Origin of the sequence: Shouchella tritolerans, assembly GCF_025770735.1 — a bacterium.
GTDB classification, from domain to species: domain Bacteria; phylum Bacillota; class Bacilli; order Bacillales; family Bacillaceae_D; genus Shouchella; species Shouchella tritolerans.
This window is the reverse complement of the sequence record NZ_JAODPB010000003.1, coordinates 763,938-785,525: the sequence shown is the minus strand read 5'-3', so window position 1 is coordinate 785,525 and position 21,588 is coordinate 763,938. Positions and strand designations below refer to the sequence as shown.

General features: G+C 41.0%; 21 protein-coding genes, 4 tRNA genes and 1 rRNA gene. 8 read left to right on the top strand and 18 right to left on the bottom strand.

From position 1 onward, the window contains the following. The 14 genes from N6H06_RS14170 to N6H06_RS14105 all read right to left on the bottom strand — a co-directional run. Positions 1-216: ribosomal RNA gene (locus N6H06_RS14170) — 16S ribosomal RNA — on the bottom strand; the annotation flags it as partial. 184 nt (positions 217-400) lie between these two features. Continuing rightward, positions 401-477, bottom strand: a tRNA-Ile gene (locus N6H06_RS14165). A gap of 31 nt (positions 478-508) precedes the next feature. Beyond that, positions 509-582: transfer RNA gene (locus N6H06_RS14160), tRNA-Gly, on the bottom strand. A 182-nt stretch (positions 583-764) separates the two neighbouring features. After that, positions 765-841, bottom strand: a tRNA-Pro gene (locus tag N6H06_RS14155). Positions 842-844: 3 nt separating this feature from the next. Next, positions 845-921: transfer RNA gene (locus N6H06_RS14150), tRNA-Arg, on the bottom strand. Positions 922-1,242: 321 nt separating this feature from the next. Then, positions 1,243-1,605, bottom strand: coding sequence for a hypothetical protein (locus tag N6H06_RS14145; protein WP_263707279.1), 363 nt, complete (start codon positions 1,603-1,605; stop codon positions 1,243-1,245). 104 nt (positions 1,606-1,709) lie between these two features. Continuing rightward, a complete protein-coding gene (locus N6H06_RS14140; RefSeq protein ID WP_094423704.1) occupies positions 1,710-1,904 on the bottom strand; it encodes a hypothetical protein in 195 nt (64 codons plus the stop codon). Between the two features lie 195 nt (positions 1,905-2,099). After that, the gene (locus N6H06_RS14135) at positions 2,100-2,648 is read right to left on the bottom strand and encodes a delta-aminolevulinic acid dehydratase (RefSeq protein ID WP_263707275.1); all 549 of its coding nucleotides are present in this window, start codon (positions 2,646-2,648) and stop codon (positions 2,100-2,102) included. Between the two features lie 243 nt (positions 2,649-2,891). Continuing rightward, a complete protein-coding gene (gene ant(6) / locus N6H06_RS14130) occupies positions 2,892-3,755 on the bottom strand; it encodes an aminoglycoside 6-adenylyltransferase (protein ID WP_062751286.1) in 864 nt (287 codons plus the stop codon). Between the two features lie 311 nt (positions 3,756-4,066). Further along, positions 4,067-5,971 (bottom strand): PTS fructose transporter subunit IIABC, encoded by a 1,905-nt coding sequence (locus N6H06_RS14125; protein WP_263707272.1) that lies wholly within the window; start codon positions 5,969-5,971, stop codon positions 4,067-4,069. 27 nt (positions 5,972-5,998) lie between these two features. After that, the gene (locus N6H06_RS14120) at positions 5,999-6,868 is read right to left on the bottom strand and encodes a ketose-bisphosphate aldolase (RefSeq protein WP_062751289.1); all 870 of its coding nucleotides are present in this window, start codon (positions 6,866-6,868) and stop codon (positions 5,999-6,001) included. A gap of 20 nt (positions 6,869-6,888) precedes the next feature. After that, on the bottom strand, positions 6,889-8,757 hold the full coding sequence (locus N6H06_RS14115; RefSeq protein WP_263707314.1) for a BglG family transcription antiterminator: 1,869 nt from the start codon (positions 8,755-8,757) through the stop codon (positions 6,889-6,891). A gap of 315 nt (positions 8,758-9,072) precedes the next feature. Next, a complete protein-coding gene (locus tag N6H06_RS14110; protein WP_263707269.1) occupies positions 9,073-9,930 on the bottom strand; it encodes a PhzF family phenazine biosynthesis protein in 858 nt (285 codons plus the stop codon). A 174-nt stretch (positions 9,931-10,104) separates the two neighbouring features. Next, positions 10,105-10,500, bottom strand: a complete 396-nt coding sequence (locus N6H06_RS14105; RefSeq protein ID WP_062751294.1) for a RidA family protein — start codon at positions 10,498-10,500, stop codon at positions 10,105-10,107. 430 nt (positions 10,501-10,930) lie between these two features. Between N6H06_RS14105 and N6H06_RS14100 the strand changes: the two genes are divergently transcribed. Beyond that, a complete protein-coding gene (locus N6H06_RS14100; protein ID WP_263707312.1) occupies positions 10,931-12,172 on the top strand; it encodes an HAD-IIA family hydrolase in 1,242 nt (413 codons plus the stop codon). Positions 12,173-12,605: 433 nt separating this feature from the next. Here the strand turns inward: N6H06_RS14100 and N6H06_RS14095 are convergent, their stop codons facing one another. Continuing rightward, positions 12,606-13,001, bottom strand: a complete 396-nt coding sequence (locus N6H06_RS14095) for a VOC family protein (protein ID WP_062751297.1) — start codon at positions 12,999-13,001, stop codon at positions 12,606-12,608. 108 nt (positions 13,002-13,109) lie between these two features. Beyond that, complete coding sequence (locus tag N6H06_RS14090; RefSeq protein ID WP_082808497.1) at positions 13,110-13,544, bottom strand: GNAT family N-acetyltransferase; 435 nt, start codon at positions 13,542-13,544, stop codon at positions 13,110-13,112. Positions 13,545-13,726: 182 nt separating this feature from the next. Between N6H06_RS14090 and azlC the strand changes: the two genes are divergently transcribed. The 7 genes from azlC (at position 13,727) to N6H06_RS14055 (ending at position 19,641) form a co-directional block, all read left to right on the top strand. Then, complete coding sequence (azlC, locus tag N6H06_RS14085) at positions 13,727-14,443, top strand: azaleucine resistance protein AzlC (RefSeq protein WP_062751299.1); 717 nt, start codon at positions 13,727-13,729, stop codon at positions 14,441-14,443. Then, a complete protein-coding gene (locus tag N6H06_RS14080) occupies positions 14,440-14,766 on the top strand; it encodes a branched-chain amino acid transporter permease (protein WP_062751301.1) in 327 nt (108 codons plus the stop codon). Before azlC ends, N6H06_RS14080 begins: the two co-directional genes overlap by 4 nt. A 132-nt stretch (positions 14,767-14,898) precedes the next feature. Continuing rightward, positions 14,899-15,267 (top strand): iron chaperone, encoded by a 369-nt coding sequence (locus N6H06_RS14075; RefSeq protein ID WP_213029312.1) that lies wholly within the window; start codon positions 14,899-14,901, stop codon positions 15,265-15,267. Positions 15,268-15,813: 546 nt separating this feature from the next. Beyond that, a complete protein-coding gene (locus N6H06_RS14070) occupies positions 15,814-16,143 on the top strand; it encodes an ArsR/SmtB family transcription factor (RefSeq protein WP_062751305.1) in 330 nt (109 codons plus the stop codon). Further along, positions 16,140-16,538 (top strand): SRPBCC family protein, encoded by a 399-nt coding sequence (locus N6H06_RS14065; protein WP_062751307.1) that lies wholly within the window; start codon positions 16,140-16,142, stop codon positions 16,536-16,538. Before N6H06_RS14070 ends, N6H06_RS14065 begins: the two co-directional genes overlap by 4 nt. A 104-nt stretch (positions 16,539-16,642) precedes the next feature. Next, the gene (locus N6H06_RS14060) at positions 16,643-18,898 is read left to right on the top strand and encodes an excinuclease ABC subunit UvrA (protein ID WP_263707262.1); all 2,256 of its coding nucleotides are present in this window, start codon (positions 16,643-16,645) and stop codon (positions 18,896-18,898) included. A gap of 35 nt (positions 18,899-18,933) precedes the next feature. Beyond that, positions 18,934-19,641: an FAD-dependent oxidoreductase gene (locus N6H06_RS14055; protein ID WP_062751311.1), complete on the top strand. Its 708-nt coding sequence runs from the start codon at positions 18,934-18,936 to the stop codon at positions 19,639-19,641. 148 nt (positions 19,642-19,789) lie between these two features. Here N6H06_RS14055 and N6H06_RS14050 read toward each other — a convergent pair whose 3' ends face one another. Both N6H06_RS14050 and N6H06_RS14045 read right to left on the bottom strand, forming a co-directional pair. Then, entirely contained in the window at positions 19,790-20,176 is a 387-nt protein-coding gene (locus N6H06_RS14050) for a WYL domain-containing protein (RefSeq protein ID WP_263707259.1), read from the bottom strand. Between the two features lie 174 nt (positions 20,177-20,350). Then, positions 20,351-21,580 (bottom strand): MFS transporter, encoded by a 1,230-nt coding sequence (locus N6H06_RS14045; RefSeq protein ID WP_263707256.1) that lies wholly within the window; start codon positions 21,578-21,580, stop codon positions 20,351-20,353. Positions 21,581-21,588: the final 8 nt, after the last annotated feature.

The following is a 21,588-nucleotide window of genomic DNA, read 5'->3' as shown; positions in this document are numbered from 1 at the left end:
AGCCATCTTTCACCCTCTCTCCAGGTGGAGAAAGGGATTATCCGGTATTAGCTCCGGTTTCCCGGAGTTATCCCAGTCTAAGGGGCAGGTTGCCCACGTGTTACTCACCCGTCCGCCGCTAACGTCCGGGAGCAAGCTCCCTTCTGTCCGCTCGACTTGCATGTATTAGGCACGCCGCCAGCGTTCGTCCTGAGCCAGGATCAAACTCTCCGTTAAAAAGTTTGACTTGCTCATTGCACAACCGAAGTTGTGGCTCACTATCATTCATTGACGAGATACCGTGTATCTCTTTTACGCTTGGCTTTTGTTCAGTTTTCAAAGGACTCGTTTGTCAGTCGTTTTTTAGCGACTTTTCTATCATACAGTTTCCCACCAAAAAAGTCAACTACTTTTTTTGCAATGGTGGGCCTGAGTGGACTTGAACCACCGACCTCACGCTTATCAGGCGTGCGCTCTAACCAGCTGAGCTACAGGCCCAAAAATCTCAATCTACTAAAACATTTAAATATGGAGCGGGTGATGGGAATCGAACCCACATCATCAGCTTGGAAGGCTGAGGTTTTACCACTAAACTACACCCGCGTATTATATTGTACAAATTTCCGCTATCTCTGCCCCGAACACCATGCCTCTTCCTCTTCTCGCTTATTCAATGATGCTTATGCGTCGAGGCAACTCGGAGGTTTTTCATGGATGTTTCGCTCGTGGCTGAGGTTTTACCACTAAACTACACCCGCGTATTATATTGTGCAATACATTACAGATGGTCGGGAAGACAGGATTTGAACCTGCGACCCCTTGGTCCCAAACCAAGTGCTCTGCCAAGCTGAGCTACTTCCCGCAATGGCGCGCCCGAGAGGATTCGAACCTCTAACCGCTTGATTCGTAGTCAAGTACTCTATCCAGTTGAGCTACGGGCGCTTGTTTTATTTAAATTGTTTCGCTAGCTCGCCAGCGACAAGTAATAATATAGCATAATCATCCTGCATAGACAATACTTTTTTTAAAAATATTTATCTCAGCGTAATAGTAGCTCTACCTGTTATTATACCACATTTTATATGGATCTACGAATAGCATTGTTTTTTATTATTGATTTTAATAAAAAAGTAGAAGGCCATGCCAGCTGTTATTTAAGCATAAGCCTTCCAAAACCTCTATTGCTAATACCATGACATTAAACTTTAAGTTTACACACCTACCTAGATTTAATGTACAAAAATTTTCAAGATTTCCTTGATGTTATCCCCATTTAAGGACAATCGACATTGCGCAACAATTGCCGCCCACATTAATGGCCGGAGATTCTAATTGGAATACAATGCCTGTTGGGGAAAACTTAATGTCGTTGACAGCAGTTAACCCCGGAACAGATTGAATCATGTGCTGCACGGTTAGGTTGTCGCTCTTTTGTGCTGCTTCCATTAAACGTTTCGCAAATGGCCGGTTTCCTAATTGGTTCAGAAGGAGCTGGCTCTGTTTAAGCAAAAAATCAAACTGATGAACAGACTCCATCAATTCAGTCGTATCCACCGGAGGAAATTGTCTATAAAACACAGCTTGAGGTGGGCATTGATGAAATGCCCGTCGCCAATTGTAATTCATCTTCTCTTCCTTTCGCACCGCATACTGTCTTACATTTGTATGCATATATGCCTATCCAAGGTACAAAGGAAAGGAAGTAGCAACTTAGGCTTTACTTATCTACGTTACTGCTGTGCAAGTGTACCGATAGCTGATAATATAAAAACAGCAACGGCCAAAATAGCAAATAGCAGCCAAAACTTAGGCATTTTTTTCTTTTTAATGCCGCGATAAACGAGTCCACATAGCCATGTGATCAATAACGCAATCAAAAATGCTCCTAACAATCTACCGACAATATAGCCAATTACATAACCCATTTCCTTCGATTCCTCTCTACATCCAATCTTTTATTAATAAATCTATGCAAAAGAGCCAAAACCAGTCGCCTCGTTTTGCATTGGTATCTCGTCCTTCAATCGTCGCTTTTAATCTTATTTAGATGAAAGCAGTCATTTACACGGTAAACCAATTATAGCGCCTTTGATTTATGCTTTTTCTAATAGTTTAAGCTACTAAATGTATAATTGATATAAACCAGTTTCATCGTCAATTGCTTTCGCTCGCTCAAAAGCTGTCTTTTGTGTGCTACTGCTATTTATTTGTTCATACATAAACATTAACACGAACAGAAGAGAAGCATTTCCATCCACATAATCCTTTGGTGCAATATACGATTCCGCTTTGCAGCGTTTAAATGCTTCCGCTAGCGTTTTATCCCCTAAAGTACAACCTGTAGCCAAGACATGAACACCCTCTAAACGTGCATGCTTCAATACTTCTTCAGCACCGAAATAACAGGTGCGCGGTTCATTTTCTTCATAAACGTCTTCAGCCAATTCTGGCAATATAAATTGCCCTTCTTCCCCATGAAAACATAAAATTAAATAATCGCTTTTGTCCCTTGTTTTTCCTGATAAGATGCCGACTAAGTCATTAGGCCGCCCTATCCAGTGCATATAGACACGCGCTCCATAATATTCAAGTACAGACCGCAAGGAGAATGCTTCTAATTCACAATTTGGCCCTACTGCTAGGGTAATACGCATATTTGGCTCGATCAATATGAATTACCTCCATATGAAATTGTGTGTGCATTGCCATTGTAAATGAAGTTTATTGAATTTGGAAGATAAAGCAGTGACCTTTTAAGGAAAGCCAGCGGATTTCGCCACTAGCTACCAGCAATTTTTCGTCCTTACGTTTTGTCGCTAATATTTCGGTTTTAAGCAGTTTGCCTTCTCCTTATTGTCGGCGTCCTCCTTAAACACTTGTCATTTTTAGGGCCCTCTCTCATCTAGTTCTTTTCAAGAAAAACTTCCCAATGAATCGTAGATACTATTAGAATAGGCAGTAATCGCTTCGTCATACTCTGGATAGTTGTAGCCAAGACTGGCCGATAATCCTTTCGAGTACTTTCTAAAAAGCTCATAACAAGTAAATAAAGATTGCCACGTTTCTGCGTAACCCTTCTCACAATAAGTCGAAAGCAATGCTTCCCAATCCTCTTTAGGGAGATAGCGATCAATAAATTTATAATTTTTCCCCACACTAAACGTATATCCTCGCTCTGAGCCGACATACCAAGCCATCATTCTCAACAAGTTAGGCCGTGCAATTCCATTTAAATGGTCGATAGCAAAGAGGATTTCCTTTCTTGCTAATCCTTTGACTACATAGGTGGAAACCATCCAGAATTCATTGCAACAATCATCAAATTCTCTTTCTGTTGGCTTTTTTAGCCAATAGTGACGATCATCAGCAACGATTTCATTTTTAACGAGTCGATCCTTATCAAGTAGAACTTCAACTAGACCATCACTTTGAGAAAAGTAATCTTTCACTTCGTTGAGAGGAATAAGGGTTAAATCCAATTTATTGCCATCATCAAAAAGAATAATATAGGAAAACCAATTGCCTAATTCAGGCGGAAAAAGCTTCATGTCCTCCGGCTTTTGCATCATTATTGCTTTTCCGAATTGATCAAGCCACTGGTCATTTTCTTTAAACGAGTCCATATCCGTTACAAAGTAAGAAATATCATAATCCTGAAATTTATCAGGAGTGATATTTTTGTTTGTACGTGAGCCTTCCAACGTGACTAAACGAATTCGCTCATCGTTTTTTGCAAAATCTAAAAACAGCGCCATCATTTCTTGTTCGCTTCGCAATGCACTCTCCTCCGATCTTCTATTTTATTCTTATTTTTATATCCTCTTCCCTTTCTGCAAGACTTTCATTCGCTTAAAGTTACATGTCATTGACTTTTTTAATCTTACCTTAATACCCTGCTTGTGATGGGATTTTAAATAAAAAAAGCCCCTTGGCGTGAAAGGAAGATTGACTTCCCACTTCAACCAAGGAGGTTCATACTCCAAAGGCTAATCAAGTAACCAGTATAGTCTCATCATTCAATCTCAATGAAACACTCGATACAAAACGCTTGTCCGAGCGCTCTATATTTGCGGGCCCATCTGATTCCTTAAAGAACACTGCTCATTTTTTTGACGTTGTTTCTGTCCTTCTCAGGAATTGGTTTTTTCAAAAAGCCAATGATCAAGCATGTAATGATCGACCCAAGCAAGATGCAACCAACGTACAATAATGGTTTATCACTTGCGATTGGGATGACAAAAATACCGCCATGAGGTGCCTTTAATGAAATATCCAGCGCCATGCACACTGCACCGCCCACTGCAGCACCGATAATATTTGCCGGAATGATTCTTAATGGATCTGCAGCGGCAAAAGGAATCGCCCCTTCGGTAATAAAGCTTGCTCCCAAGACATAACTTGCTTTTCCTGCTTCTGCTTCTTGAATCGTAAAACGATTCTTAAAGATTGTTGTCGCAAGCGCAATTCCAAGTGGTGGCACCATTCCGCCAACCATCAATGCAGCGGAAGGTTCAAAAATGTTGGCAGCAAACATTGCTAGCCCAAAGGCAGAAGCCGTTTTATTAATCGGCCCACCCATATCTGAAGCCATCATACCGGCTAATAAAGCGCCTAACAGTGCCGCATTTATGCCAGTAAGACCTTTTAATACAGCCTCCAAGTATTGATTAAGCATAGACATTGGTGTGTTCAAGACAAAAAACATAAACGCGCCGACGACTAACGTACTTAATAATGGAACAATTAAAACAGACACTAAACCTTGAAAAGACTTCGGTATTTTAGCCATTGCCTTGCCTATAAATTTAGCAGCAAAACCGCCTACAAAGCCAGCTATCATACCGCCGAGGAAACCAGATCCACCGATTGTAGCGACCATGCCACCAATCATGGCTGGGGCTAACCCTTGTTTGTCGGCAATGCTGTAGCCAATAAAGCCAGCTAAAATAGGAACCATCAATGCAAATGCCGCTTCTCCACCGACCTGACTAAAGAAATGGGCAATCACATTGTATTGATCGCTTTCAGGATCAGCAGCATAAATGCCAAACATAAAGGAAATTGCAATAAAAATTCCACCGACTACAACGAATGGGATCATATACGAAACCCCACTCATAATATGCTTGTAAAAATTCAATCCGGTTTTTTCTTCTTCTGGCTCAGGCTCCTGCTTCTGTACGGCCTGCTCAACCTTTTCATCCCGAATACGATAGGAAAGCGCTTGGTCAATTAAATGATCTGCGTCACTAATCGCTTTTTTCACAGGTACATCAACAAAATGTTTGCCTTGTAACGCAGAAGTATCAACTCGTACATCGTGTGCGACTACAATGGCGTCTGCTTTCTGAATATCGGCTGCCGTAAGTTTGTTCTCAGGGCCATTTGCGCCATTGGTTTGAATTTTCACTTTCATGCCCCGTTTTTCGGCTGCTTCCTTTAATGATTCTGCCGCCATATAGGTGTGGGCAATTCCCGTCATACATGCCGTAATTCCGATTAAATATTTTCCTGAGTCCGCTTCGTCAGTTGTATCCTTTGCCTGTAAGTGGTCCTGTTCCTCAATCGCTTTCATCACCTCATCTACTGATGTAGCGACAAGGAGCTTTGCTCTAAACGTTTCACTCATTAAAAATGTGGAAAGTCTAGACAAGAGCGCTAAATGTTCATTTGAAGCATTTTCCGGCGCAGCAATCATAAAGATTAAATTCGTATGTTGTCCGCCAAAATCAATTCCTTGCAGCGTGCGCCCCATTACAATTGTCGGTTCGGGTACAGAGCTAGACTTTGCGTGTGGAATCGCAACGCCATAGCCGACTGCTGTCGAAATTTCTTGCTCTCTTTTATAAATCGCTTTTTTGAATTCTTCCGGGTTATCAGTAAGGCCGTTTTGTGCCAATTTATCGACTAACTCATCAATAACAGCTGTCTGGCTATTCCCTTGAAGGTTCAAAATTATATTGTCACGCGTTAAAATATCGACCAATTTCACGTTATTCCCTCCTTTAAGTTTATGAGTTTAGCAAAAATAGAGGTGTGCCTTATTTGTCGAATTAAATAAATCCATTTTTTGTTTTACAACTTGTTGTGCAGCTTTCCGCGCACTTGGCATGATCACGTCTGGCTCATAGGCGCCTTGGTTAGCCGTTAAGAAACGCCGCATTTCCTCAAAGAAAGCACTTTTCATATCTGTCGATAAATTGATCTTTGCTACGCCATGAAGATACGTTTGTGAAATCTCCTCATCTTTATTGTCACTTCCTCCATGAAGGACAAGCGGAATTCCTACTTTTTCATTGATTTCAGCGAGCAAGTCTAGCTTTAACTCTGGTTTGCCTGCATGCTTATATTGACCATGAGAAGTACCAATCGCAACCGCCAACGTATCGATCCCTGTATCGTTAACAAATGTTTTTGCGTCGTTAGCATCTGTATACAATATTTCGTCAGCCCCGCCTTCAGAGCTTCCTTCATTGGAGCCAATTGTCCCTAATTCAGCTTCTACAGAAACATTTACGTTATGTGCAAGTTTGACAACTTCCTTCGTGATTGCAATGTTGTCGGCAAACGAGGCATGGGAGGCATCAATCATGACAGACGTAAACCCATTTCGAATCGCTCTCATCACATCTTTAACAGAAGCGCCGTGATCAAGATGGATGGCCATCGGCACTTTTGCGTTTTTGCATCTTTCCCGGACGTAGGCCACAAATTCATCGCCAAGCAACTCCATTTCATTCGGATGGATTTGGATGATGGCAGGGGCATTTTTTTCTTCAGCTGAATCGACAACGACTCGTACAAACTCACTGTTTGCGACATTAAAGGAACCTACCGCAAAGTGGTGTTCGTATGCTACAGCTAACAATTCTTTCATATTCATTAACATTGATTTTCTCTCCTTATTGGTTAAATCTGATTCCAAACTTCGATAAATTCTGTTTTTTGTTCTGTATGAAGAAGCTCTCGTACATGTTCGATTCTCTTTGTCTTCTGAAAAAACTCTGTAAACGCGTATTCATTCCGTTCAATATCGGAAGAGGGAATATAAATGATAATCAGCTGAACTAGCTCATTCCCCCACTGGATCGCTTTCTGATTAACGCCAATGATTACCCTCTCTTTATAGTCTTCCATTTCAAAATAAGGATGAGGAATAGCCACTAAGTTGCCTATCGACGTATAAGACATTCTCTCCCTTTTCATCGTTGGTTCATAGTAATGCTCTTGGCCATTTAGCGTAAGCAAGTGGCGGATCGCTTCTTCAGGGCTACTCTCATTCATCCAGTGAATCGCCGCGTCCTCAATAATCGAATGCTGTGCTTCAAGGAAGAAACGAATTTTCTTTATATCAATGCTGTGAAAGCCATTTTGAATCATAATGAAATTCGCCGTCGTTTGTGGTGTAAATGCTAGATTGATGCCAATGTATAAATAGGCATGGTCAAATACATAATCGGTCGAGCATTTTTCGATTTTGCAAATGTCTAGTTCATCAAAATATGTTGCAATTTTGGAGGCAATAAGCTTTGTTCGCTCATAGCTTCTACTGTAAAGAATGATGGTTTTTAATTTCTTCCTCTTTTTATCCTGTGAATCGAGAATGACTTGAATATGATAGGCTAAATAAGCAATTTCACTGTCCTGAATTTCGACAGCAAATTCTTTTTCAATTTGTAGAGCAATATTAGAAGCAATACTGAAAGAGAAAAAATATTCTGCTTTCGTTTCTTTCACAAACGGGTTATAGATAAGCAAATTATGTGAAGCAGGATTAATAATTCGGTAAATGTGATTGGAAATGTTATTTCTAAACCTTGTCTGTGAATAAGTAGGAACTTGGTAAACCTGTTCCACTTGACGTAAAATCGCTTCAATTTTGCCTATCACTTCTGGATTCTTGTTTTTTATTTTGGCATCGTCTAAGTCTAACTGTAACGATATTAAATAATTGACAAGAAAAATCGCTTCATCGTCTGTAATATAGGCGAATTCATGCAACTGAGACCGAAACGCTTCTGCTACTTCAAATTCCCTGAACTCTGTCAAATTCACCAGTTCTGTATCTTGAATGGCGACAAGATGGCCAGCATTGATTTGATGGATAATAATGATCAATTGAGTAGTCAGTTTTTTGTAAATCGAGAACTCCATGTTAAGTTGGTCATTTTTATTGATCTCATCCACCACTTTAAAGACCGTTTCAATCGTCTCTGGCTCCACCCACGACCGGAACCCATTGATGACAAAATCCTTGAACATCTCTTTCTTTACCGAAATGGAGGTGAAAAAGCTTTCTAACAAAATTCGTTTTTGCATTTCCGTTCCAAGCAATTTCATGCCTTTAAACACTTTTGTATCTATGGAAACATCAATTCCTAAAGCGTCAATATTCATTGTAAGCCGTTGCATTCGACTGCGAATCGTCTGTGGCGAATAATAAAACTTGTCGGCAATTTCATCGTATGTGATGTACCGATCCTCATTCATTAAGAACTGGATAATTTCAAACTCCAGAAGCGCTTCTTCCATTTCTTTATTCGTTGAGCCAACTCGCTCTTGATCAAATTGGCTATCATCTTTGAGAAGTTTATAGCCTTGCGGCGATGAAATAATGACGATGTCACTAAAACTCTCATTAATATCCTTAATGTAGTTGCGAATCGTGCGGTCCGTGACATTTAAAATCTCAGCCAACGCGGAAGCGGATACATATTCTCGATTCTGGTTCAATAGAAAGTCAATTAATTGATTACGCTTTTTATGCAATCTAACCACCACCTTTCTATGTCATCACTGTATAATAGAAATGACACAGGCGCTATATCCGTATATTTTCCTATAGCTAGGAAAAAATGCGCTTCCCATCTCTAAACAGTAGGCTATTTTGCTCATATAACCTAAAAGCTTTGCGAAGAGGAAAGCCTTATAAATGTAAAAACGAATGTCTAACCTGAATTATTTCTGGAATGGAAACTAGAAAGGCGATAACGCTTTGAGGGAGAGTGAATGGAAAGAGGTTATAGGGTAGAAAGCAAACCAATTGGTTGTTTCCACTTATTAAGCACAAAAAAGGGGAACGAACACTCCCCTTTAATAGAGTTCACCTTTTGATAAAATTCTTGCCTTCCCGGCAACCTTTATTTTCGGTTGGTTGTGATTCACCATTTTCGTTACGATCGTAGATGGCCGATCCATACTGAGTCCTTGGATAAAGACGTAATTGTGGTCAAAATTGTTTAAGACATTGTTTTTGTAGAGATAATAGGTTAAAGCTCCAGTCGATGTCCCTGTCGCCGCTTCTTCATTAATACCGTAATAAGGACAGAAATTTCTACTTTCCGCCACGCCCTTAGTGGTATCAAGTGTAAATGCGTGGATGCCTGCAATGTGATTTTCTTCTGCAAAGGCGGCAATTCCTTCAAAGTTTGGTTTTAATGTATACAATACATCCTTTGTTCTTATAGGAAGCATTAAATCCCAAACCCCTGTACTTGATGCTTGAGGTATTAACTCAAATTGATTATCGCCAATCTGACTTTTATCGGTTTCAAACAAATTTGATAAAATAGCGTAATCACGAAATGTTTTCCCTAGTCTTGGCTCGGCTTGTTCCATCACTATAAAGGACTGGGCGACTTCAATGGAGAGCGCGCCGGCTAGTGTTTCCATCATATATGCACGATTGTCTTCAATCAGCTGGCTATCCAATAAAGCCTTAAAAGCTGCGACGGTGGCGTGGCCACACAGGTCAACTTGACAGTTTGGTGTAAAAAACCTAACTTCAAAGCGATTGTTTTCCAAACGCTTTACAAATGCTGTTTCTGAAAAACGTACTTCTGTTGCAAATTTCTGCATAAAATCATGCTCTAGATTTTGGTGTATGACCACACCCGCTGGATTGCCGCCAAAACGTGTTTCAGTGAATGAATCAATGACATAATAATACAAACGTTATTCCTCCACATACCATCCCACTATCATTAAAATAGAAATGTTCAACGAGAAAAAGATACCGTTATAAAATGGTCCGCTACAGGTAAGGAACTAACTTTAGCCCTTTCCAATAATGAATGCTTGCAGTATCGTTTTGACATTCCATTGTTTTTATAGGAGGCTTGTTCTTTATACTTTAGCTGCCCAAATTTCGATTTCAATTTTGATCTCTGGCAATCCTAACTCCGCAAGATACCCAATGGTCATTGCTGGATACTCCTTTTCAAACAGCCGATCCCACTCTGCGTATAAAAAATCCCAATCGATTTGCTCAGTCGCCCATACATTTACCTTTATAATATTCTCAGCACTTAGCCCTTCAGATTCCAACACTGCTTTCATATTCAAGAACGTATTGCGAACTTGGTCATTCATATTGCTCGGGAATTGCCCTTGTTGATCTACGCCAACTTGACCTGATGTTACAAATAACTCTGCATTTCTAGGAATCTTCGTAATATGCGTATATTTGCCCACTGGTGCTGGCATACTTGCTGGGTTTTTTCTTGTTATTTTTTCACTCATTCGTATCCCACCATTCTAAAGATTTTTTGCTGTTTTCAAATCAGTTGCCTATCGTTCCTATTCTTCTTAGTTTATCATCCTTACTTAAAAATAGCCCTCAAAGATACGTAAATCACTATCCTAACACGATCAAGCGATGAAAACTTTGTTCAAATATAAACCTCCTTCCAGTAGACTTGAAACCGCTCATGGTATAATTGAACAATCACTACATTTTATCTTCTATTATCCTTGAATATGGATTTAGACTAGGACTAGTATAAAGACAGGTGTTAAAAACGAATATGCGCAGGGAGAACATGTGTATAGAAACAAGAAGGGCTAAATCATACGCTACTTTCATTGTCCATCTATGGGAACACGAGTAGGTTGATCTCCCCTTTATTCTATCCCCCTCCCGTCATACTAGCGTTACAAGGAGAGCTGAATGATGATTGCCGATACGTTCGATGTATTTTTATTTGATTTAGACGGGGTTGTTTATATAGGGCCGGACCCACTTCCTGAAGCAGTAGAATCGCTTCAACGATTGCGAAAAAAACAAAAGGGGATTCGATTTTTAACAAATAACCCTTGTACAACACGAAAAAAAACAGCAGAACGATTGAACGCTTTTGGTATAGAAGCAAGCTGCGACGAAATTATCACCTCTAGTTGGGTGACGGCACAATACCTCAGTAAGGAGAACGTCACAACGGCCTTTGTTTTAGGTGATGAACATTTAAAATGGGAATGCCAACAGGCAGGGATTGATATACAGGACCAAGTAGATGTAGATGCAGTGGTTGTTGGATGGGACGATCAGGTGTCTTTTCATGACATAAAAAAGGCATCAAACATGATTCAAAAAGGGGCCACATTCATTGCTACGAATACGGACAAAACCTTTCCAACACCCGAAGGTCCTTCACCTGCCGTAGGGGCCATCGTGGAAGCGTTACGTGTATCAACAGCAAAAGAGCCCTTGGTTATGGGGAAGCCCTATCCTCACATGTTTAAGAAGGCGCTTCGTGATTTTCACCCGTCTTCTCAAGCAGTAATGATAGGCGATACTCCTTATACCGACATTTTAGGAGCACATCAGGTAGGAATACCAGCTATTTTAATAGCAGACATCGATTTTACACCATACCCTTCAGCAAAAGATTTGCGTAACCCAGATATTGTCGTGCCTCATCTAAAGAGTCTATTTGACGACAATATCAACATAAAGCCATCGGTCAGTCCTTCCTTTTCTTGGCCCGATAATATCAAGGCAGGAGTGGCGGGCATTATTTTTGATAAAAAACAGAGAGTTCTCCTCATTAAACGTCTTGATAATGGATTATGGGGTATTCCCTCAGGTCATGTTGAACCAGGAGAAACTGTCGAAGAAGCGATCATTAGGGAGATTTGGGAAGAAACTGGCTTGAAAGTAAAAGTGAATAAGTTAATTGGAATTTATTCAGAGCCTTCCTCTCAAGTTTTCACTTATCCAAACGGGAAGATAAGTCAGTTTATCACCTCTTGCTTTGAATGCGAGGTTGTGGGTGGAACGCTAATCAAAACAAGCAACGAAACATTAGACGCATGTTATTTTGACTGTAATGATTTACCAAGCACTCTTCTCCCTATGCACCCCATGTGGCTTCAAGATGCATTAGCAAAGGAGGTAAAACCTTTTATTAGGTAGCATTTATATCAACGGTCCTTTAGTCGATAAAGAGCATGTACTGAGATAGGTGCATGCTCTATTTATTGACAGCCAATACATTGTCCATACTTCCCTGATGCCTAATCGGTACTGCTAAAAAGATTCATTGGAGTTTAACTCCGATGAGCCTTTTTTCTTTTTGAGGGACAATGGCACATTGTCGCAATCCATTTTATTGAAGGGAGATCGAGAATGCCGTGTCATGTGATTATTGTTTTTCATCCCTGTTCGACGCGTAAGGTAATCGTTTGTATACTAATTAGTACCAATACAGGCAGGGATAGGAGTTGTTGGGGAAGAAATGAGGATAGTAAACGAATACTCACCTTTGCAAGTGTCAAGTAAGTCGAAAGAGTTATTAGATGAAGAAAGATCCCGGCTGGCAACCCTTGAAATTTATAATGAACTTGACTCACTTTGCAAAATTCAATTCCCATGATACGCCATTTCTGTCCTTGACAATCGCATGTTTCGCTCCCCAGAACGTGTCTTGTAGTTCCATTTGTACTTCTCCGTCTTTTGACAGCGCGTTGTAGATGCGCGTCATTTCTTCTTCGCTGTCAAGGTCAGGACCGAGCAAAATATGACTGCCTTGGATCGTCTTTTGCCCAAATACATCCGCCATGTATAAAATGCAATTCTCATTGATATGCAATTCGGCATGAATGTACTTTCCTTCATGGCCTTTAAACATTTCAATGCCGTCAGACAGCTGGGTGTTTTTGATTTCTCCGCCGAAAACGTTTTGATAGTACTCAATTTCTTCTTTGCAATTCTCGATCCTGAGATGAGGCACGATTCTTTTCATGAATGCTTCCTCCTAGTAAGGCTTATATAGGCATAGCGTTTCAGAACAGTATACCCTTTATTCAATAAAACATCCTTCATTCCTTCTTCTAAAATCTGCGGCTAATGATCATTTTTTCAAAGATACTTTAAACACATAACTTACTTTTTCATAGTCCATCTTTTCTTCATAAAATCGATGTGCGCTTTCCCTTTTTAATCCTGAAGATAAGGCAACTTGTTCATAATGATTGTTTTTTGCCCATTCATGTACATATGTAAGCAGCTTTTCTCCGTACCCTTTTGAACGTTTTTTCTGATCTGTGACTAAGTCACAAACCCAAACGAATCGTCCATAATAAAGCGTCACCATTGGCTTAAAGCCAATAACAGCAACGATTTCATCCTCGTCAAACAAAGCAAACATTTTGTATCGATCCTTTTCCTGCGCCTCGATCACGAAGTCAAGATACGAGCGTTCGTCAAGATGAGTGCGCAACTGCTCTACTACTGGAAAGGCTGCGAGAATGTCTTTTTCTGATTGCAGTTCTTTTATCGATCCCATGTTTATCAATACCCCCAACTTCATTAGCTGCTTAAGGAAATGTACACCATACTTCAATAATATAGCATGTTTCTTTATTCCCTAAAACCTATTTTGGCAGTGCCTTACGGGAACAAAAAGGTTCTTTGAATCGCCTTTATATGTTATAACTAATGAAGTTGCTTGATCAAGGAAGTGAGCCAATGTCAGACAAACATAAACTACTACCGGCTTTAAAAGCAGCGTTTCCGTATACCATACCGATTCTAGCTGGTTTTTTATTTTTAGGAATCGCTTATGGAATTTACATGAACGCTTTAGGATTCGCGCCCATTTATGCTATTTTAATGAGCTTAACGATCTTTGCAGGGTCGATGGAATTCGTAGCAGCGCATTTGTTGCTCGTTGCCTTTAACCCGCTTAACGCGTTATTGCTTACACTCATGTTAAACGCAAGGCATTTATTTTATGGCATATCGATGTTGGAAAAATACAAAGGGACGGGGAAAAAGAAATTTTATTTAATCTTTGGTCTTTGTGATGAATCGTTTGCCATAAACAACACCGTTCACATACCACCTCATGTCGATAAAGGATGGTTCATGTTTTTTGTCACTTTGCTCAACCACATTTATTGGGTCGTAGGCGCCACGCTAGGAAGCCTTTTCGGCTCTATCATGGAGTTTAACACGACTGGTTTAGAGTTTGTGATGACTGCCCTATTTGTCGTTATTTTTCTTGAACAGTGGTCAAAAGAGAAAACGCATCAAAGCTCATTAATTGGTTTAGGTGTTTCCATTTTGATGTTAATCGTATTTGGCGGAGAAAACTTTATTATCCCTGCAATGGCACTGATGTTAGCCATTCTAACCTTCATGAGAAAACCTTTAGAGAAAGTAGAGGGAACAGCTAGACAATGACCGTGCCGCAACAAGTGATCATCATTCTCATCGTTGTTTTTGGAACAATGATGACTCGTTTTTTACCATTTTTAATTTTCTCAGCTGAGAAACCAACACCTCCATATATCAAATATTTGGGAAAGGTTCTTCCACCAGCAGTATTTGGCTTACTTGTGATTTATTCGTTAAGAAAAGTGAACGTTTTTGAAGGTAATTACGGCATTCCAGAACTTGTTTCTGTCCTTGTTATCATCGTTTTGCATTCCTGGAAAAAAAATATGTTGCTGTCTATAGCAAGTGGGACCATTTTGTATATGTTCCTAGTGCAAATTGTATTTTAAACAGATTTCATAGATTTGTGAAGAATGATTTGAAACGAAATAAGAAAGACTACTAAAACATTTAAAATTACTTTCAAATGAGTTTACCGACAGTTGGTAGGATAAAAACTTTTTATTTTAGAGGTGAAAAACATGGACGTTTTTGAAGAATTTTTAGAGCGTATTGATAACCCGCAACACCGTGGTCGAACGGAAGAGGTTCTGGCCTGGGTAACGAAAAAATTTCCATATTTAGTGCCGAAAATAGCATGGAATCAGCCTATGTTTACCGATCACGGCACATTTATTATCGGCTTCAGTGTCGCGAAGCGTCATTTAGCTGTTGCCCCTGAACAAGCGGGGATTCATCGATTCGTTGATGAGATTGAACAGGCTGGCTATGATCACACTAAGGAACTGATACGTATCACGTGGGACCGTCCAGTTGATTTCTCATTACTAGAAAAGATGATCGAGTTTAATATACGGGATAAGGCAAACTGCACTACTTTTTGGCGGTAAGAGAAGTTGTCACGCTAAGGCCTAATCAGCTTACAATCATTATTTTAGGGGGAGGCATTGTGGAACGATGCACCCCTTTTTACATAACGGAAACGTGACCCTTTTCAAAATATGTCCTAACAGCAAGCCTCAATACTACATAAATCATGCCCGCTAGGGACCATTTATAGATCGTGCTCTCTCAGAGAATGATCGGAATCATTCCAAGATCATAACAACCATTCCCCCTCCCTCCAGACTGCTAACATTACTTTCCATTTCTTATTCACGCCTATTACGATTCACCCGTTAAGGATAAAGCTAATCCGAGTCATTATATACCGCGCTTTTCGGCTAGATGAACAGAATCGATCACCTCTGTTAGAAAACTTTTTACAAGATTCTATCCCTCCAGCTATTCTACCTTGACTTCGTATGATAAAAATGATTGACATGCCACCAAACGGTGTCCTATAATCAAAACGTCACTAAATGGTGTCCAATTAAATGTTGTCAAACAGCCACTGGATGGCTGATTTTTGGCAATCATTATTAGGAGAGGGTGTTGTGAACGAGTATAGCCCATCACGGGACGTGTTTGACGCGATTGCCGATCCAACTCGGCGCCATTTAATTCATCTTTTGGCGGAAGCAGACGAAATGCCACTTTATGAGTTAACGGCACAGTTTCATATGGGCCGAACAGCCGTATCAAAGCATTTGACTATCTTGAAAGAAGCCGATCTAGTCCGCGACCGAAAAGTCGGCAGAGAAACGCGATTTAGACTAAACGCCGCTCCTCTGAGGGAAGTTCAAGATTGGGTCGCTTTCTACAGCAAGTACTGGAATACGAATATGTTGCGCTTGGGTCAACTATTAGAGGAGGAAGAAGAATGAGTTTAAAATTAGAATTGGATTTTCAATACAAGACGTCGATCGAAAAACTTTGGTCTGCTATAACGGATTCAAACAAGCTTGCCCAATGGATTACAGAAAATGATTTTAAGCCCATCGTAGGTCACCGTTTTCAATTTCGCCATGAGCCATCCGAATGGTGGGATGGAATTGTCGAAGGCGAAGTGCTTGTTGTCGATGAACCGAATCGCTTGTCTTATACTTGGGCAACCGGGGACGAAAGGCATACCGTCACGTTGACGCTCCAGGATTTAGGGGATGGAAAGGTGAACCTTCATCTCGAACAAACTGGTTTTTCGAATGTTCATGGCCTCGAAGGCGCGAAGCATGGTTGGAGTGCTTGGGCCAACGAGCTTCCAAAAGTGTTGGAACAATAACTTGCACTCGGTTTTTAATCGTTGCAAACCGGCTGCAAACGGCATGCAGCCGGTTTCATAGTAACTAAGATCGAAACATGATTTCTATTGGAAGGATGTTTAGTATGTGCGAATCGAATCAGGAATACATCGTCATCTCGGGTGCAAGGGAAAACAACCTCAAGAACGTACATTTGCGCATTCCTAAGCGAAAGATCACGATTTTCACAGGAGTTTCCGGCTCAGGCAAGTCATCGATTGTCTTTGATACCATCGCCGCAGAATCGACACGTTTGCTGAATGAGAACTTCAGCATGTTCGTGCGCAGCTTCCTCCCCCGCGTTCCTCAGCCAGATACAGACGCGATTGAGAACCTAAGCATGGCAGTAATCGTAGACCAAAAGCGGCTGGGCGGCGGCTCCCATTCAACCATGGGCACGATTACTGATATTTCGCCCATCCTCCGCCTTCTTTTCTCTAGAGCAGGCCAGCCCTATGTTGGAGAACCAAACATGTTCTCCTTTAACGACCCTCAAGGCATGTGTCCCGAATGTAACGGTATCGGCCGCAAACTGAACGTCGACATGGACAAAGCACTCGATATGTCAAAGTCGTTGAACGAAGGGGCCATTAAACTGCCTGATTACAAAGTCGACGGTTGGGATTGGTCATTGGTTGTACAGTCAGGTCCCTTTGACCCCGATAAAAAACTGAGCCAATATTCGGAAGAAGAGCTAGAAAAACTGCTGTACGGTAAAGCAAAAAAAGTAAAAATGGACTTTGCAGGAAAAGCAATGAATGTCACAGTAGAAGGCGTCATTGAGAAGTTCACCAACAAATACATCAAGCAAGATTTGAAGGCGAAGTCTGAGCGTACACAAAAAGCAGTTGCACCATTTATCACCGAGGGCACGTGCTCCACTTGCCACGGCTCGAGACTTAGTGAGGCGGCGCTTAGCTGCAAAATTAATGGCTACAACATTGCGGAGATGTCTTCCATGGAGGTCGGCCAGCTCATTCGCGTTATCCGTGAAATCGACATTGCTGTTGCCGCTCCGATCGTGAAGTCGTTGACGGAGAGGCTGCAACATCTTGTCGATATTGGCCTTGACTACCTAACACTAGACCGGGAAACAGATACATTGTCCGGCGGCGAATCGCAGCGCATCAAGATGGTTAAGCACCTGAGCGGCAGTTTAGTCGATGTCACGTACATCTTTGATGAACCTAGCGTAGGTTTGCATCCCCGGGACGTACACCGTTTGAATGAACTGCTGCAAAAGCTGCGAGACAAAGGCAATACGGTAATTGTTGTCGAGCATGATCCTGATGTAATCAAGGTCGCAGATCATATTGTTGACGTCGGACCTCACGCTGGCAGCCATGGAGGTACGATTGTGTACGAAGGAAGTTTTCAAGGCCTGTTGGAGTCAGCTACTTTGACCGGTACCCATATGAAGCGGCCCCTTCAGCTGAAGCATGACTCAAGGCAGCCAACTGGCAAGCTGTCTATCAAGGATGCGACATTGCATAACTTGCGGAACGTGAATGTCACGATTCCAATGGGTGTGCTGACCGTCGTTACAGGTGTCGCCGGCTCAGGCAAGAGTACGCTTATTAACGACGTATTCCTCAGTCAGAATCCAGATGCCATTGTTATCGACCAGTCAGCAGTAGGCGTGTCTACACGTTCAAATCCCGCGACTTACACAGGCATAATGGATGACGTGCGCAAAGCGTTTGCTTCTGCTAACAAAGTTAACAAAGGATTGTTCAGTTTCAACTCCAAGGGAGCTTGCGAAAACTGCCAAGGGCTCGGTGTCGTGTATACAGACCTTGCCTTTCTTGAAAGCGTGAAACTGCCATGCGAAGTATGCGGGGGCAGACGGTTTAAGGAAGAAGTGCTTGCCTATAAGCTGAACGGCAAGTCTATCGCAGAAGTTCTAGAGATGACTGTGGAGCGGGCATTGGAATTTTTCGAACAAAAAGAGATTGTCCGCAAGCTTCAGGCAATGAGCGACGTAGGGCTAAACTATATTACACTTGGCCAGCCACTTAGCACACTTTCAGGCGGGGAATGCCAGCGTATCAAGTTGGCAAGCGAACTTCACAAGCAGGGCAGCATCTACGTGATGGACGAGCCGACGACTGGCCTGCACATGTCCGATATCGGTCAGCTTCTAACAATCATGAACCGCCTCGTCGATGCCGGCAATACAGTAATCGTCATTGAGCATAACCTCGATGTCATTAGCGGAGCGGATTGGATTATTGATATGGGGCCAGACGGAGGCAGCAACGGCGGCGAGGTCGTGTTCGAAGGCACCCCATCACAGATTATCCACGCGGAGCAGTCGATCACAGGAAAATATTTGACGTAAAGCATGACATCACCATTCAAAAAAGGAGCTGAAACATGGCATTTTTTCAAGACTTGTTCTCGATATTCAAAAAGAGAGAATTAGTATTTCAACAAAGCTACAAAGAATCGGCTGACATGTACTCTTTTCTTTTTGAAAAAGAACACGATGTAACATGGAAAGCAGGACAATATGGATTGTTTAGTATCACGCATAAGAAAGTGAAAAATCCCACAAAACCGTTCAGCATAGCTTCTGCCCCGACAGAGAATGTGATAAAAATAACAACGCGCATTAGCAATGACCCCAGTGCGTTTAAAAAAGCAATGCTCGAATTAAAACCAGGTATGAAAATAAAAATGAGCGGGCCTGTAGGAGCTTTCAGTCTAGAAGATAAAAAGCCGTCACTCCTGATCGCAGGGGGAATTGGCATCACCCCATTTCGATCGATCCTTAAACAACTAGAGGCAGAAAAGACTGGGGACAGCAAACCGATTCATCTCCTCTATCTCGATAGCAAAAAGTCGTACTTATTTAAAGATGAACTTGATGCCATTGCCAACCGTACGTCCATTCACGTGACTTACCTTGATTCACAAGACAGCTTGCATCAAGAGATTGATCCGTTTACTGCTTCACATCAAAACAATGGCACTTACTTTATTGCAGGACCAAAATCCATGGTCGATTCCATTTCCACTTACTTGAAAAACAAACACATTTCAAAACGGAATATTAAGAAGGATGCTTTTTTTGGGTATTAATGGGGGAGAAGGTAGAACAGGTATGAAGCCAGTTCTACCTTCCCAATTGAATTCAGCCACGTGCCAGCAGAACAGTGCCTTAGTTATAGCTCAGTGACCATAGGAATCGGCGCCCTAGGTGATAAAATATAAACGCTACCTACGTTTGTCACTTATAATCTTTGTATAATTCTTTTGTATCATCTAGATACTTCATAAACTCAAGAATGAACTCTTTAGGAGAGAGAATGCGGACTTTGTTTCCAAAACGTATAATTTCCGCTATCGCTTTATTAATGGAGTAATAATTTTTCGTTACACGAATGGTCCCATCTGAATGATTGACAATTTCCTCTTCCTGAAAATGATCTAATACTTGTGCCTTCGTCTCTCTGTTAAATTTGAGGCAAACCTCGAATGGCCTTACGTTGTTTCCCGATTTCTCTTCTTTTCTATATATGTCTTGAATCGTATAAGGACGTCTCGTAAAAAAGCGATTTGTGTCTGTTATACCAAGTTCCGACGCCAAAAGTGGAAAACAAAACGGCTCCTTCATGAAGCGATTTCGTCTTATCGAATAACTTTTCTATATTTGGCTCTAGTGCTTGCCCCATTCCCTAACATTTAGGGCACATCCCTTTTGAATTACTGAACGAGAAAACATCCGATTTACCAATAAAGAGCTATAAAGCGAATCATTAGACTAGCTCCCTTAAATTTTCATCGTAAATTAAGCGACCGTTTTCTTTAGTGTTTCTATTTCGTTATCAATAAACTTAAAGAAAGGCAAAGTAAGACCGGTAAAAGCCGCTGTGCTAATAATCAGCCCGATCAATAAATAAAGTGGCCTAACACCAAATGCCTCACTTAATAATCCACCTACTATTACACCAAGAGGCATTGTCCCTCTAATAATGAATAATCGAACAGAAAAAACTTTACCCATTAAGTCGTTTGGAATCACTTGCTGACAAATCGTGGTATTATGTACACTAAAAATCGCCATCACTATACCGCCTATTATTTCTGTTGTTATGGCGAAGGGTATACTATGATTAAAGGCCAGAACGAGAAATGTGATTCCACCGATAAACAAGGAACCCAACATGATTAATCTTCGACTTTTAAATACAATTTTCGGTACTAATATCGCTCCTATAAAATAACCTATAGGGAAACTTGCCATAAAATAACCATATTGTGCATATGAACCATTCAAAACCTCTGTTATATAAGGGAGCGTTGTAACCATAGTTACACCTACTCCAAACTGAACAAAAGCTAAAAAAATCCCTAACCAAACGACAATACGTTGTTTAAAAAAGAAATAAATGCCTTCTTTAAATTCCAACAACCACGTACTCCGTACAGGTTGATCCGCTTTTTTTCCTTCGTTTATAAGTAATAAGGCACAGCCACTCATTAAGAGCAGAATACTAACCAATAAAAGCGTCACGTCCAAACCTAAATATTGTATGACAATGCCTGCCAATATTGGTGCTAAAAAAGACATGATACGAACCGTTCCATCAATATAAGCATTGGCAGACTTTAATTGTTCTTTCGGTACAATTGTAGGGGTAATTGCATGATTAGCGGGCACGTAGAGCGGCGAAATGAAACCGACTACAATTTGTACAGTGTATATTTGCCATACCTCAAGGTTTCCAGTATATAACGCTATTAAGGGAATGAAAAAGATCATCCCTCTTGTCCATTGAGACAAGACCATAATCCACTTTCTACTCCAACGATCAATATATGGACCAATAATTAATTGCAAAATAAGGGATGGAATAAAATACAACAACCACATACTCCCTAACGCAAAAGTTGACTCGGTTAATTGGTATACTAAGATCGAGTTGCAAAATGTGCCAAACGCCCCTCCCATTTCTGAAATTCCATTTCCTGCCCAAGTAGAAATAAACGAACGATTTTTGAAAAGGTGTGTTTTCATTAGAGAAA